Raw genomic sequence first — 14,771 nt, 5'->3', positions numbered from 1 at the left:
TATCACCTCTTGAATCCCGGTATTTGTGGATACGCAGAAGGCATCCTAAGCGTTTTTGCCCGTTCCAGCTCTGCTTCTGGAATTGGTCTGGTACCTGCACATTTTGCATCACGGACAGATTTCCATAGGTTTTTAGTCAATACATAGGTCGGCACACCTCCCAGTTCATGCCGTACCTCTGGATACAGACCTGTCCTGTCCTCGAGCTGGTACTCGATCATCCACCGTTTGAAGCCGATAGGACTTTCAGCAACGATATAGACTTCCGTTTCACCGAGGATTTCAATATGGTGTTCCATCTTTGCAGCAAAAAGCAGGGCCCCGATGCGCAGGCCCCTTTTAATCGCCAAGGTATGTAGACTCATGCCAAGCTTCGGCGTTACATGCCGGCTCGTCACGATTCCTGCAATCACGCCATCAATGGTGCCGACAAGCACGAACTCATTGGCTACCCTGTAATGATACCAACCCAGGATTTCCGCATACATCCGGGCAGCGACAATATCATAGAAATCGGCACTGACCCCGAGCAAGGGGTAGAGGGTACCCAACAGGGGCCCTACCTCCTCACGCTTTGCCTCACGGATAACCATCCGTTCACCTGAGGCCAGGGTAACTACTTTGGCAGGATAAGGTTTGAGAGGGATATAAGGGGGCCTCAGCTTTTTCTCCATCTCGTCAATGGCCATTTTTAGCTCCTTTAGAAGCCTTCTTCTTAGTAGCGATGAACTGGTTCTTCGCCTCTTCACTCAGCCAGAAATTCTTGGCGCCTGCGACATCGCCAAACCTGGTGAGAATAGCTTTTTTCTTTTTCTCCATGAGCAGGGCATACCTATCATCGTCAATATGGGCGACGATACGGGAAATGCATGCTTCACCGTCCACAAAGCGCCAGGGATAACAACCTATCACGGCATGTTGGTTCAACAAGAGATCGATATCGCCACCTAGGCACTCGGCATGGATTATTCCCTGGCTGAACAAGTCGGTATGCATCAACTGGTATTTATCGGCGGTATAGATTTCCTCGAGTGATTTCCCATATTTCTGTAGAAAATGTGCATCACATTCTTTCGCTTCTTTTGGCATCCACTCCCTGATCTTTGTGTTCATGGGATGGTCGGCACTACCGCAATCGACCCCGATCCAACGGAGTTTTTTTCTTTTTGCCCACTCTGCGAATTCCCGGTCAGGGCCGGGGTGTTTTATCATATAGCGCAACTCGTCACCGGTCGGCTGGTCCCAGCCATAATGGTGAAAGCCAGTGTGGATGATCAAGATATCTCCATCACGTACTTCAACCCGTTCCTCTACCATCTGTGAGGTGTAGATATCATAGTCAGAGCAAATATCAGAGATATCTACGATTACCCCCTCATGTACTAGAAAATCCAGATCAAGGCTTGCAATATCCTTTCCCGGTGTATAAAAATGAATCTCCCCATCAAGATGGGTACCCACATGGTTGGAGTGCGTCAAAATCTGGGCATTTGCCCCATTCGGTGCCAATCTCTTGAAATATTGTACCTGAAGAGGAATATAGGTAGGCCAAGGCGGAGTCCCTATTCCCAATGGAATCGTCAGATCGATTTGTTTCATAGTTTGTACCTCCTCAGTGGCCCCCTACCGTTTCCCAACGGATTATCTGGAACCCGTCAATTCGTGCAATATCTGTCTGCATATGCCAAGACAGCCTTCACAAAGCAATTCATGGGAGGTTTTACCATCCCAGCCCCAACCATCCCAATACCAGGTTCCTTATGGGCAATTCCCGTGTCAATGACCGGCAGGATCCCTGTCTCTACAACTTTCATCGCATCGATTCCTGTTGGATTTCCCCTGAAATCCAAAGAAGGAATCCTGAAGGCAGCATTCTCAGATATCGTGATTCGATACATTTGCTTGGTATACGCCAAGGCATCAAGCGAGCGGCCCCCTACAAACTTGACTATTGCAGGTGCACAGGCCATGGCAAATGCTCCCAGCCCCAAGGTCTCCATGATTGCCGAATCACCGATATCGAGCGCGGCATCGGAGGCTGCGAATCCCGGAAGGTACAACCCCTCTACCGCTGAGGAGGGACCTGTGAACCAACGTTCTCCCAAAGAAGAGATCTGTATGCTGAATTCCGTACCGTTTCGGGCCATCGCTGTCACCAGCGTACTTGCCTCGACACTAGAAGCTGCATCCATTGCGCATTTGGCAGCAGCCATCGAAATATTCAAGAAAAAGTGATCATTGGAATCTATCTTCTCAAACACCTTTGCCAGCAGTTGCGGATCCTCCCCGAGAAGAACCAGAGCAGGGGCAAGCTCACGGATAAAAAGTGAGGTTGCCGCCTTATTCCTGTTATGGCACTCATCGCCCATCATCAAGGCATTTGCAACAAGATTCCGCACATCGATCGGTCCGTGTCGTTTGAGGGCTTTGTGTAAAACGGGAGCCAGTGTTGTTTCCATCCATCGCAGGTTTTCAAGTACCTCCTGGCTATAGGCTCCATAGCGAAGCACCTTGCCAAGCCCTTCGTTCAATGTTGCATACGCGAGGTTCCCATAGGTTTTGTTCTGGATCATCCAGACTGGCATACTTTCAGTCATCACCCCAGCCATGGGACCTACCGCTTTATGCTCATGGCAAGGTTCAAAGTCAATTTTCCCTGAAGCGGCTAACTTCGCAGCCTCCTCAGGCGTGTTTGCAAGTTTTTCATACAGCAAAGCCCCTATCACAGCCCCTCTCATCGGCCCGCACATACAATCCCAAGTCAGAGGAGGCCCGGCATGAAGCACAAGGTTTTTTCGCATTCCAGGGACAACGTCCCCGGCACGCCCTATCCCCTGGAGCATCGGCAACGAATCGATAATACGGCCCACTGCCTCTGCATTTGCAGCATCCCTATCGAGGCTTTCTTGCTTTTCAATCCGGGTGAGGGCCTCAAAGGAACGCATATTCCCTCTTCCCGGGGGATTCCAGGAAACCTGGATGCTTGGCACCTGGCAAGCATTGAGATTCTTTGAAAAAGCTTCCAAACCTAGGTTCACGACATGTAATCCTTGCGTAAACAAGGAGAGAATCGCATAGGTATCCAGTTCTGGCGACTCGATTTCTGATGGAAAAGACCGTGAGGAAAGCCGATGCGAGCAAGTTTGCACATGTAACGTCTTGGGTCCAAATTCTCTCAGCAGAATCCTTTTGGCTAACCTCACGGCCTGATAATTTGATGGCATTACGATTGCCTTCTGTTTTTCCAGTATGGCAATCTGTTCTGTACGATTTTGAAAATCCTTGTCTGTCCCTGTCACCGATACGATTGCGGAAAGATATCCTCCCCTGTCCTTTGCCGCCTGCTTCGCTTTGGCTATAGCCCCAGATAGGACAGTTGCAGGGTCAGCATGGGAACCGTCACCAAGGATGCAATCGAAAAGCATGACCGCAATCGTAGGGTCGTTCATCTCTGACTCAATGCGGTCGGTGCGGGAGATCGGATCTATCATGGGATGGGGTTTCCCTACCGTGAAGATCTCATCGCCAAGGTCGATGATCGAGTGGGCAACCGAGTGGTAGGGATTGTTAAGGACAAAGGCAGGGTCTGTCTGGTTGTTGGACCAAACGCCGCCGTTTAAGTCACTTAGGGCCATCAAGGCCTCATCTGCCAAAGTCCCCCCGGTATAATATCCCCTGAGGTTTCTCTGGTTGGTATCCATATGGGCAATCTCCCGTTTCACCAGGACATCGATCGATTCCCAATCCATATCAAATGGCCAGTTCTCTGCTCGTTCTGCCGTGCTAATCGGGACATGTACCAAGTTTGCAGCCAACCTTGCAGTATCTTCAAGATTATCCGCCCAACTGATTGACGGACTATGGTCGAACCCTCTCAGGTCTGCACCGAGAAAATGGACAACCGAAGGTTTTCCACCTTTCTCCAAGGCAGAGACAACCTTGCAGGCTATGGCATTATTCGGCGGTTTCGAGATGATTACGATAACTTTTGTCTGGGGATCTCTTTCAAGCGCAGCTATTCCCATGAGCATGGACATGCCACCAATCTGCGATTGCAGATCCCTTCCCCCTGTACCTATGGCTTGACTTACGCCAGTGCCGAACCGATCCAGGAGACAGGAGACTTCCTGCACTCCGGTACCTGATGCCGCGACAATTCCGATCGGACCTTTTGCCACCCTGTTTGCAAAACAAAGGCCCGCCCCCCCAATGATTGCCGTACCACAGTCAGGCCCCATAACCAAAAGACCCTTTTTCTGTCCAAGGCGTTTGAGCTCAATCTCGTCCTCGATTGACACATTGTTTGAGAACAGCATGACATGCAACCCTTTTTTAAGTGCCATTCTGGCTTCATAGGCAGCATACTGTCCGGGAACGGATATGATTGCTAGGTTCGTGGTTTTCTGTACAGATAGGGCTTCGGCCAGGGTTGCGGGGTGCTCATAGGGTATCGCCCCCTCACCTTCCGCAATTTTACCCATGAGAAAATCCTCGGCATCCGCAATGACTGTTTCCAGGGTTTTTTCATCCTTACAGTCTACTGCGATCACCAAGTCATCGGATTTTGCTGCTACCAGTTCAGATTCCAAAAAGCCCTGTTCCTTGAGCAAAGCAAGATTGCTTGGGGTTCCCATAATAACTGAGGCGGAGACTACTCCAATATTTTTTTTCAAGTCCCTGCTAAGAAGCATTAAAAATACTGAATCAGCATATAGTTCATTATGAATGAGTACCCTCTTCATGCTCCTTCTCCTCGGTTTTAGTCTTCATTCTGATATTCTATTTTATATACGATTATGTATACAAGTCAACTAAAACTTTTACTTGCAAATTTTTAAACTTGTTTTTTTTAGTTTTTTATTACAAATAATTACTATGGGAATCATGGTATTTAGAAAACCGGCTCTTTCGTTTTCGACGATAACAACACACTTAAACATCCTTTCCATATAAAATACTATGCAAAGGTGTTTACCGATTTACTGAAGAGTTTTCGAGAGGGGAGGTTTACACTACCCCTCTCACGACATAGCCTGTGTGGAGCAACCTATGGGACAGCGGGCCAAGGGGCTCGAGAAGGAATTCTTTGTACAATTGCTGTATCTCAGGATTTTCATGCGACTTGCGGATTTCCAGCCTGACATCTTCCCTATAGAGGGACTTTGAGCGTTTTTCCCTGGCCGCGGCATCTGAAGGAATGCTTTGTCCCCCGCCACCGATACACCCACCTGGACAGGTCATTATCTCGATAAAGGTGTAGGGAGATGTGCCTTGCTTGATCTGTTCCAGAAGGACCCTGGCATTTTTCAAAGTATGGGCTACGGCAACCTGTATTTCTGTTTCCCCGAGTGCTACCTTTGCCTCACGCAATCCTTCCATTCCCCGTATTTCGGTAAAATTCACATCAACCAGGGGTTTTTTCGATACAACCTCGCTGAGCGTGCGTAATGCAGCCTCCATCACCCCGCCTGTCGATCCGAACAGCGTAGCGGCACCGGTGGATTCCCCCAGGGGACTGTCGAACATTTCAACGGGAAGACTGGAAAAGTCGATTCCCCCTTCCCTGCACATTGCACCAAGTTCCCGGGTTGTCAGAGCAATATCGACATCGGGGAAGAACGGTTCTGCATATTCTTTGTTTTCTTCTTTCCAATACCGGTAGGCACCATCCACTTCTTCCCGCTTTGCCTCGAATTTTTTCGCAGTACAAGGCATGATTGAAACAACCCGTATGATTTTAGGGTCTATGCCTGCCTTTTTCGCATAATAGGTTTTTGCAATGGACCCAAACATCTGCTGGGGGGACTTGCAGGTTGAGAGATGCGCGAGCAACTCGGGATAAAAATGCTCGATATACTTGATCCAGCCCGGGGAACAGGAGGTTATCATGGGGAGAACGCCTTGTTCTTTCATTCGTTTCAGCAATTCATAGCCTTCTTCCATGATTGTCAGATCAGCGGCAAACTGGGTGTCGAAAACCTTTGAAAAACCAAGGTGGCGTAATGCTGATACCATTTTACCTGTTACCAGAGAACCTTCCTCCATTCCCAGCTCCTCCCCAAGGGCGACACGTACAGCGGGAGCTGTCTGTACAAGGGTAACCAGGTTCGGGTCGGACAGCATTGACCAGACTTCCTGGGTCTGGGTTTTCTGGGTAATAGATCCGGTGGGGCAAACCAGGAGGCACTGGCCGCAATTGGTACAGGCTATGTTGCCCAAGCCTTTGTCCATGAACGTAGAGACCCTGCTTTCCGTCCCCCTATGGGTAATGTCGATCGCACTGACTCCCTGCACCGAGGCGCAGACCTCGATACAGCGGTTGCAGAGAATGCATTTGTTCGGGTCCCGCACGATTGCAGGGGAAGTTTCATCAAGGGGAAGCCTTTTTTTCCTTGTCGCGGGGAACCTGCTTTCCTGTATTCCCAGATCATGGGCGAGGTTCTGCAGTTCACAGTTCAGGTTCCGGTCACAGGTAAGGCAGGAAAGGGGATGGTTTGCCATCAGGAGTTCAAGGTTTATCCTGCGATTCTTGCGTATGCGTTCGGTATTTGTCTTGATTTCCATGTCCGGGATGAGGGAGGTGATGCAGGAGCGTACCAGGTGTTTCGCTCCTTTGACCTCGACCAGGCAAATTCCACACGAGGCATTTGTCGATACATCCTTTAGATAACACAGCGTAGGGATCTTTATACCGACAGACAGGCAGGCATCAAGGATTTTCGATCCTTGCGGGAAGGAATATCGCTTATCATCAATTGTTACAGAAAGAAATTCTTCACTCATTTACTACTCTCCCACTCTTGCCTGATGTCGCACCGCAAGCAACGCGAGGCTTCCAAATGGGCTTGCTCACCCATATAGCCTTTGTTGATTTCTTCAAAGTTTCCCTTTCGTTCCCGTACGGTAAGATGTCTCGGGACCACGGGTTTTACAGACTCCGCATGCTCTGGGATTACATCATTGATGGCAAAGTCTTGGTCAAGGCTTGAGAACCGATGCTTGGAAGTAAGGGCAAAGTCAATTGCCATGGCTGCCTTTTTCGCATAACCCATAGCCTGGGCCGCTGTCGAAGGTCCTGTTGTCACATCCCCGACTGCATATACGTTGGACAGGTTTGTCCGGTAGGAGTAAGGGGCTACCGCCAAAGATCCCCGTTCTGTCGTTTCCAGTCCTTGTTGCTGCAAAAGTTCCTGCTCTACACTTTCGCCGATGGCTATCACCACCATATCGCAGGCAATGGCCGAGACAATGTCGCTTTCCAGTGGTCTCTTTCTCCCGGAAAGGTCATAGTCACCCCCCTGCATTTCTTTGATTTCAAGGCCAGCAACCCGTTTGCCCGCTTGTCCCAATATCCTCGAGGGTCCAGCCATACAGACGAAATTGATTTTTTCCTGGAAAGCCTCGGCAAGTTCCATCCTGTTTGCAGGCATATCATCCACGCTTCGCCGGTACACTACCGTTACCTCGCGTCCCAACCGCCAAAGCGAGCGTGCTGCATCGATGGCCACATTACCTCCCCCAATAATCACTACTTTTTTGCCCACTGGGATTTTTTTCTGTTTCGCCAGGTCTTCAAGTAGGGTGGTGCCCTGCACTACCCCTTTCAAAGACATGCCAGGTATATCAAGCTTCTGGGACCGGTAAGAGCCAAGGGCCAATAAAACCGCTTGGTTCTGTTCCTTGAGGTCCGAAAGGGAAAAATCGACACCGAGTCTTTTTTTGAACACAAAGTGAATGCCAAGCTTTTTGAAAACCTGAAGTTCCTTGTCGAGTATTTCCTTGGGAAGCCTGTACGAGGGAATACCATAGCGGAGAATGCCCCCTGCCTTTGCCTCACGCTCATAGATGGTTACCGTATGACCAAGGCGAGACAGATAGAAAGCTGCACACAGTCCTGCTGGCCCAGACCCTACGATGGCCACATGCTGATCGGTGGGGGGAAGTTTTTCCCGCACCAACTTAGCATATACCTGACTCTCGCCCCCCATTTTATAGATGGTGTCGGCAAGGTATCGATGGATTTCCCCTTGGTGCACGGGTTCATCGATCGTGTCCCTCCTGCAGCGCATCTGGCAATGGAAATGACATATCCTCCCGATTGTCCCTGGAAGGGGATTATCCCGCAGGGTAATCTCAAAGGCCTCCTGGAGCCGGTTTTCCTTGAGAAGCTGAAGATAGGAGGGAATGTGCATATGCAATGGGCAGGAATTGGAACACAGGGCTGTGACAAGTTCCTCACAGGTCCCTGCCTCACAATACTGCAGATTGATATGTTGCTCGTATTCATTCTTGAAGTAGCGCAGGGTTGTCAAAACGGGGTTCGGTGCAGACTGTCCCAGGCCACAGAGGGCTGAATCACAAATCGAGTGTGCCAGTTCTTCCAAAAGCAGCATATCATTCAAGGTCCCCTTCCCTGTGGCAATCTTGTCCAGAAGGGCCAGTTCCTGTGCAAGTCCTTCACGGCAGGGCACACATTTCCCGCAGGATTCATTATGGGTGAACTCAATGAAATACCTGGCAACATCGACCATGCAATTGTCCTGATCCATGACCACCATACCGCCGGAACCCATGATAGAGCCAAGACTTACCAGCGATTCATAATCTATGGGGGTGTCGAATTTACCCACAGGGATACAACCTCCGCTGGGGCCTCCTGATTGTACCGCCTTGATCTTCTTGTCAGGATCTGCGGCCCCCCCGCCAATCTCATAGATGAGGGTAGTGAGTTTCTCCCCCAAAGGGAGTTCAACCAAACCGGTATTCTTGATTTTTCCGACCAGTGAAAACACTTTGGTACCTGGGCTTTTCTCTGTCCCTGTTTCTTTGAACCAGGAACTGCCTTTGGCAATAATAGCGGCAATGTTGCACCAAGTTTCCATATTGTTGATATCGGTGGGAAACCCGAGATACCCGCTCTGGGCAGGAAACGGGGGTTTGATCCTTGGCCTACCCCCTTTACCCTCAATGGACGCAATAAGGGCCGTCTCCTCCCCACAGACAAAGGCGCCGGCCCCTTCCACGACTTTCAAGTCAAAGTTAAAATCTGTTCCGTCAATACCATTGCCCAACATGCTGGCAGCTTGGGCCTGGGCCACTGCAATGTTCAGCCGCTGGACGGCAAGGGGATATTCAGCCCGCACATAGACAATCCCTTCTGCTGCCCCCATTGCATAGGCACCGATCAACATACCCTCTATCAGCATATGCGGGTCGCTTTCCATCTCATTGCGATTCATGTAGGCCCCGGGGTCGCCTTCGTCGACATTACAGATAAGGAATTTCCTTGGGGCAGCCTGTTTTGCCATCAATTCCCATTTGAGACCGGTAGGAAAACCTGCTCCTCCCCTTCCTCTCAATTTTGAGTCCTTGATCTCTGCTATTACCTGCTGCGGGGAGTAGGAGTGCAACACTTTCAGAAATGCATCGTAGCCACCGACATTTCTAAATTCTTCTATGGATTCCGGATTGATCAAACCTGCATCCCGAAGAACGATTTTCTTCTGCCTATGGAAAAAAGGCAACTCATCCCACTCCCTGATCGAAGGAAAACCTGTCCCATAGGAGGTTGTCCCTGTCAAATGATCCCAAGAGGATACCTTGCAGAGGACTCTATTTGCAGGAAAGCTTTTTTTCTCTATCCAAGTGAATATTTTGGGTATATCTGACACCTTGACCCTGTTCAATATAAGGAGCGGCAGGCCCTCAAGGTGGATATTGACCAGCGGTTCCTCTGCACAGAACCCGAAACAGCCGACTTTTCCCAGATGTATTGCAAGCTTTCTTTCCTGTATCTGCGCCTCAAAGGCCTGGTACAGCAAATCTGCACCGTTTCCGATCCCACAGGTCCCCATTCCGATGGCAATCGAAACAGACGAAGAATCAAGGGCGGAGACGCCCTTTTGACGTAAAGGAGTAAGGTTGAGCATCATGCACCTGCCTTTTTCTTATAACCTTTTAAAAGATCCACGATTTTCTTTGATGTCATCTTGCTATAGATGACACCATCTATGGCAATAACCGGGGCAAGGGCACACTGTCCGAAACAGGCTACGGTGCGAACACTGAATTGCATATCTTCTGTCGTGTAGTAGGATGTGCCGTCACTATCATTTTGCTCATGCAAACCAAGTGAGCGCAAAACGTCTTCCAAAAGAGGCTTTGACCCCCTGGTATGACAAGCCGTCCCACGACAAACCGTGATGGTATGCCTGCCTTGGGGTTTAAGGTTGAAAAAGGAATAGAAGGTTACTACCGAATAGACCTGTGACAAAGGAATATGCATATGGATTGCAATATAAGACAAGGAATATTCGTTGAGATAGGTGTGTGGAGATATCCTCTGTACTTCTTCAAGCACAGAAAGAAGCGCTCCAGGTCTGTTCTTATACTTCTCGATAATTGTGTCATACCTATTGGTGTCCAGGGGTGAAGTATTTGTTTCATGCATACAATACCTCCCTAAAATGATACCCGCGATACGTACATTACGGAAAATATTAAAAACAATGCAAAACGACACATTTTCACACCATCTCCTCAAATGGTGTACTTGCATTCTACATCCATATCAGAATTTACGCAATTCTATTTTTATCTATATTAAGGATATAGTTCTTTTCCTAAAATCTGCCGAATGTAATTGCTTTCTGTTTCTTATTTTTTTAGTACAGGCTTTCACGTAATAATCGAATCCAGTTTCCAAATTGAAAGAAAGCATCACTTTTTTGGAATGGCCTGTTTTTACTTATGTCATAGGATATGCCTATAGTTAGTATGCTTTCATTCCTAAAAGCATGCTGACAGAAAATTGTTCTTTTTTATACAGCTAAAATAAGGACCTACCGCTACGCCCTGATGCTTTCAAGCCACTGGGGAACTGCCGAGCTGAACAGTTCCTATCAGAACGTTTCCTATGGCACTGCTCTGATGCCAAAAGCAAAGCCGGATCGGTTTCGATTTTCAATTTTCATTCTTTCCGGGAGGAATATCCCTGGGCAAATACAGTAACAAATGCTAACAACCTCAGATTACTCCCCATTGCAACCGCAGCTTTAACCAAGCAACATCAGTTCACCCAATGGGGATATGTATTTGTAGAGTCCACTCCCTGTTTGATTGCTATTCAGCTTGTATTCATATGTATCCCAAGAAAAGTAGGTGACAGGATTGTCAGCGGGAAGCGTTAAAGGATAGGGCCCTATCGTCAGATAGAACCCCATCTCCAGTATTGATTACTGCCTTGTAAGCATAAATGAACGCCAATTTCCATCGGCTAGATATATGACCGGATTGTTTTCCTTTCCCAGGTCATCCAGGCCATACCAGTAGACATATGCCTCGATGTAACAATTCTGCGAAGGCACAAATACTTTTTTCAGGATACGGTCATACTCATTCGCCTGCCCTTCCCCATAATAGTTCTCCACCTGGTCAAGCAATGGAAGGTTTTCCTCTATATGGGACAATGCAAGCAATTCGCCATATACCCAATCTTCACCTGCAACCAGGGCCGGGTATCCTTTTTTACTCTGATGAAAGAGATTTCCCCGTACCTTTGCAGGAACGCATGTTATTACTTTGCCTACGAGGGTCTTTTCATAATTGAAAAAACCCTCGAGCAAACTGCCATACACAAAAAGGTTTGTACATTGCATCACAGTTCTTTGCCACCGGTTACCTTGACATCCTCGCTATACATTCCAATTGCCCTGATCGCCGCTTCCAGGCCCTTTACGATATCCCCAGTGGACATCGAAGGGGTTGCTGGACGCTTCACTACCTGATTGGGAATAAAGGGAACATGGATGAACCCCCCACGTATGTTCGGATAGCTTTTTGCAATATGATATAAAACCCCATAGAGCAAATGATTGCAAACGAAAGTGCCGGCACTGTTGGAGATGCTTGCTGGAATCCCGTTCTTTCTTATTTCCTCTACGATGGCCTTGATCGGCAATGAGGAGAAATAGGCATTCTCCCCATCGGCAAACACCGGTGCATCGATTGGCTGGTTGCCCTCGTTGTCTTTGATACGGGCATCGTCTACGTTGATACCGACCCGCTCGACGGTTATGTCAAACCTTCCACCGGCTTGTCCGATGCAAAGCACGGCATCGGGTTTTTCCCTGGCCATGGCATCGGCAACGGTCTGGATGGACTTGCCAAAAACGGTAGGTACCTCGAGTTTTACCACATCGACAGAATCGATACGGTCGCTAACCAGTTTTACAGCCTCAAGAGCTGGGTTTACCAAATCTCCCCCAAAGGGGTCAAAGGCAGTCAAAAGAAGTTTCATCGAACAAGCCCCCTTAATTTTAGAATGCGAGAATATACATAAGGATGCAGTGTGCAATCAACATCGTAAAGGCAACCGGAGCCTGGGCCTTGATAATAACGTACTTATCTTTGGTCTCGAGCAACGCTGCCGGCATGATGTTGAAGTTTGCAGCCATCGGGGTGAGCAAGGTACCACAGTAACCTGCAGTCAAACCAAGGGCACCGACAACCACGGGATTTGCGCCCTGCATGATCAAAAAGGGAATACCGATACCAACGGTGATAACGGAGAATGCGGCAAATCCATTGCCCATGATGATGGTAAAGAGCGCCATACCAAAACAATAGACAATTACTGCAATGAGGTGACTTCCATCAGGAATGATAGAGGAAACACCCTTAGCTATTACAGTCCCGACTCCGGCAGCGGTAAACAAAGCCCCCAAGGCAGCCAACAGCTGTGGCAAAATTCCTACAGGGCCAACATTGTCCATCAGACGGGAACCATCTGTTACAGCCGACTTTGCAGGGGCTCTTGTAAACAGATAGGTAATGAGCAAGGCAACGACTGCTGAGATTCCGATTGCATTGCTTGCTCCAAAAGGCAAGAACGTAGCTGCGAATACAGCAGCAAAAGCCAAGGTCAAAGCTGGAATGAATACCTTGTATCCAAGCTTGTCTGCGTTTTCCCTGGTCTCTTTGACGGTAGGCACATCACTCTTGCTCTGGCTTACACCGTTGAAAGCAGTAATGGTTGCAATTGCAAGTACACAGATTCCGCTGATCCAGTACGGGAGGTGGGGTCCTGCAATGAAGGTAAAGGCAAGGATAAACCAAAACAGTGAGGTTGGGATGCGCTTCTTCAAAGAACCATCCCTGAGGGCCTTGACCCCTACCAAAATGAAAATAATGCCGATTATGCTGTAGAATACTTCAGCAATGATTTGATTTGTTGACATTCTATACCTCCGCCTTGGTCTTGAATTTTGCATTCAGTTTTCTGTCAAACAGATAGTTATGCACAATGCCTACAATAACTGAAACGATAGCTATTGGAATTGACATCATTGCAATCTGCAAGGCATCGACTTGAATACCCTGGGCAGAAAGTGTCGAGACAATCAAGAGAGTACCGGAAGCACCCATGAAACAGTTTTGGGCAAAGAAATTTCCGAAATTTTCACCCGCAGCAGAATAGCCTTTCACTGTATCTTCGGTTTTTTCGTCTAGTTCACCATATTTGGCAACTGCGGCAGCCTGTGCCATTGGGTTGATCAAGGGGCGGACAAACTGTGGGTGTCCCCCAAGACGTAGGGAGAAAGCCGCTGCCGTTGCCCTTACTATCTGGTAAATGGAAATAATCATACCAGATGTAGCGTTTTTGGCTTTACTGATAAGGTCTACTGCCTTGTCCTTCAATCCATACCGCTCACAAATGCCGATGACCGGCAAGGTAAGGACAAAAAGTGTTGCTGTCCTTTGCGTTACGAAGGATTTTCCCAGGATAGTCAGGATATCCATAAAAGACATACCTGCCACCAAGCCGGTCACGATGCCGGCGATTACTACCGTTGCGATCGTGTCTTTCTTCCAAATGAAGCCAATAATGACTATCACCACACCAATGAGTCTTAGAAGTTCCAAAATGTTGCCCCCTTAGATTCGTATATTTAGACAAATAGTACAAGATTGTATGGCTGGACGCAATTTATTTCGGTTTGCTTCTTATTTTATACACATACTGTAATTAACACGTTTTTAAATGATATTTATATGCTATAAGTTAACTTTCTTGTAATTATTTTTGCATAATGATGCATTTAATGGATATTTTGATACAGCTATGCAATGATTTCTTATTTGCAAGGAAAAAGGGTCCAAGAGCTTTTAAACTCTTAAACCCTTCAAATAATCCAGCAATTTTTTAGTATCGGTTCTTATTCATTCTACCAGTCTGTACAGACTCAAACCTACCATATCCGCTTGGTTGCATTCGTTGTGGCGTGGCTTTTACCTGTTGTTGCATCCGCCCTTCATTCGTGTAGGCATTGGCGTTCTGCCTGTTTCCGTCCCCAGACCAGAGAGGCCGCCCGTCGTTGCTTCTGAATTCCCAGGTTTTTCCTTCGGAATCTACGCTAATCGCCGAAATATCCTGACCGTAGACAAAGCCTCTCACCAAAGCCAGCTCCCCTTCTCTCAGGGAAATCCCTTCAGGATATATGACCTCATAGTTGCCAAGGTGCAAGGCATATTTTTCGGCATCATCGGTTGTCAGGAACCATTCACCATCGGTTTCTTCCAGATTTCCCGTTACAGAGCCCTGGTTTCCCAACCGAACATAATCGCTTCCTCTCAAGGCAGAAGAAGCAAACAGACTACCGGCTATCGAAAGCATGCACAATCCAATTACAAAGGTTTTTTTTACCATACTCGTCCTCCAGACTTTTGATACTTGTAATTTCGCATCCTGGCATGGAGTTGCTAGAGTGGGC

Annotated in this window: 11 protein-coding genes; all 11 read right to left on the bottom strand. The window is 48.0% G+C overall.

Going from position 1 to position 14,771, the window contains the following annotated elements; genetic code table 11:
* Positions 1-2 precede the first annotated feature (2 nt).
* The 11 genes from SPIGRAPES_RS00995 to SPIGRAPES_RS00945 all read right to left on the bottom strand — a co-directional run bounded on the left by SPIGRAPES_RS00995 (position 3) and on the right by SPIGRAPES_RS00945 (position 14,707).
* Positions 3-689, bottom strand: a complete 687-nt coding sequence (locus SPIGRAPES_RS00995; protein ID WP_014268915.1) for a hypothetical protein — start codon at positions 687-689, stop codon at positions 3-5.
* A complete protein-coding gene (locus tag SPIGRAPES_RS00990; protein WP_014268914.1) occupies positions 679-1,599 on the bottom strand; it encodes a cyclase family protein in 921 nt (306 codons plus the stop codon). The genes SPIGRAPES_RS00995 and SPIGRAPES_RS00990 overlap by 11 nt, the downstream gene beginning before the upstream one ends.
* Before the next feature lie 56 nt (positions 1,600-1,655).
* Positions 1,656-4,742: a bifunctional FdrA/YlbE family protein gene (locus SPIGRAPES_RS16760; protein WP_014268913.1), complete on the bottom strand. Its 3,087-nt coding sequence runs from the start codon at positions 4,740-4,742 to the stop codon at positions 1,656-1,658.
* Between the two features lie 265 nt (positions 4,743-5,007).
* The gene (locus SPIGRAPES_RS00980) at positions 5,008-6,783 is read right to left on the bottom strand and encodes an NADH-dependent [FeFe] hydrogenase, group A6 (RefSeq protein ID WP_014268912.1); all 1,776 of its coding nucleotides are present in this window, start codon (positions 6,781-6,783) and stop codon (positions 5,008-5,010) included.
* Positions 6,780-9,932: an FAD-dependent oxidoreductase gene (locus tag SPIGRAPES_RS00975; RefSeq protein WP_014268911.1), complete on the bottom strand. Its 3,153-nt coding sequence runs from the start codon at positions 9,930-9,932 to the stop codon at positions 6,780-6,782. Before SPIGRAPES_RS00975 ends, SPIGRAPES_RS00980 begins: the two co-directional genes overlap by 4 nt.
* A complete protein-coding gene (locus SPIGRAPES_RS00970) occupies positions 9,929-10,450 on the bottom strand; it encodes an NADH-quinone oxidoreductase subunit NuoE family protein (protein ID WP_014268910.1) in 522 nt (173 codons plus the stop codon). The genes SPIGRAPES_RS00975 and SPIGRAPES_RS00970 overlap by 4 nt, the downstream gene beginning before the upstream one ends.
* 784 nt (positions 10,451-11,234) lie before the next feature.
* A complete protein-coding gene (locus SPIGRAPES_RS00965) occupies positions 11,235-11,636 on the bottom strand; it encodes a gamma-glutamylcyclotransferase family protein (RefSeq protein WP_245535453.1) in 402 nt (133 codons plus the stop codon).
* A gap of 20 nt (positions 11,637-11,656) precedes the next feature.
* Positions 11,657-12,298: a pyroglutamyl-peptidase I gene (gene pcp / locus SPIGRAPES_RS00960; RefSeq protein WP_014268908.1), complete on the bottom strand. Its 642-nt coding sequence runs from the start codon at positions 12,296-12,298 to the stop codon at positions 11,657-11,659.
* 19 nt (positions 12,299-12,317) lie between these two features.
* Positions 12,318-13,238, bottom strand: coding sequence for a DUF979 domain-containing protein (locus SPIGRAPES_RS00955; RefSeq protein ID WP_014268907.1), 921 nt, complete (start codon positions 13,236-13,238; stop codon positions 12,318-12,320).
* A 1-nt stretch (position 13,239) separates the two neighbouring features.
* Positions 13,240-13,923, bottom strand: a complete 684-nt coding sequence (locus SPIGRAPES_RS00950; protein ID WP_014268906.1) for a DUF969 domain-containing protein — start codon at positions 13,921-13,923, stop codon at positions 13,240-13,242.
* Between the two features lie 280 nt (positions 13,924-14,203).
* Positions 14,204-14,707 (bottom strand): hypothetical protein, encoded by a 504-nt coding sequence (locus SPIGRAPES_RS00945; protein ID WP_014268905.1) that lies wholly within the window; start codon positions 14,705-14,707, stop codon positions 14,204-14,206.
* Positions 14,708-14,771 lie beyond the last annotated feature (64 nt).

Source organism: Sphaerochaeta pleomorpha str. Grapes (assembly GCF_000236685.1).
Lineage (GTDB): Bacteria > Spirochaetota > Spirochaetia > Sphaerochaetales > Sphaerochaetaceae > Sphaerochaeta > Sphaerochaeta pleomorpha.
Note: the sequence above shows the minus strand (reverse complement) of the source record. Positions and strands in the feature narration are given on the sequence as shown.

Coding starts and splice junctions, on each gene's coding strand:
- SPIGRAPES_RS00995 (WP_014268915.1), bottom strand. CDS start 689: ATGGCCATTGACGAGATGGAGAAAAAGCTGAGGCCCCCTTATATCCCT.
- SPIGRAPES_RS00990 (WP_014268914.1), bottom strand. CDS start 1,599: ATGAAACAAATCGATCTGACGATTCCATTGGGAATAGGGACTCCGCCT.
- SPIGRAPES_RS16760 (WP_014268913.1), bottom strand. CDS start 4,742: ATGAAGAGGGTACTCATTCATAATGAACTATATGCTGATTCAGTATTT.
- SPIGRAPES_RS00980 (WP_014268912.1), bottom strand. CDS start 6,783: ATGAGTGAAGAATTTCTTTCTGTAACAATTGATGATAAGCGATATTCC.
- SPIGRAPES_RS00975 (WP_014268911.1), bottom strand. CDS start 9,932: ATGATGCTCAACCTTACTCCTTTACGTCAAAAGGGCGTCTCCGCCCTT.
- SPIGRAPES_RS00970 (WP_014268910.1), bottom strand. CDS start 10,450: ATGCATGAAACAAATACTTCACCCCTGGACACCAATAGGTATGACACA.
- pcp (WP_014268908.1), bottom strand. CDS start 12,298: ATGAAACTTCTTTTGACTGCCTTTGACCCCTTTGGGGGAGATTTGGTA.
- SPIGRAPES_RS00955 (WP_014268907.1), bottom strand. CDS start 13,238: ATGTCAACAAATCAAATCATTGCTGAAGTATTCTACAGCATAATCGGC.
- SPIGRAPES_RS00945 (WP_014268905.1), bottom strand. CDS start 14,707: ATGGTAAAAAAAACCTTTGTAATTGGATTGTGCATGCTTTCGATAGCC.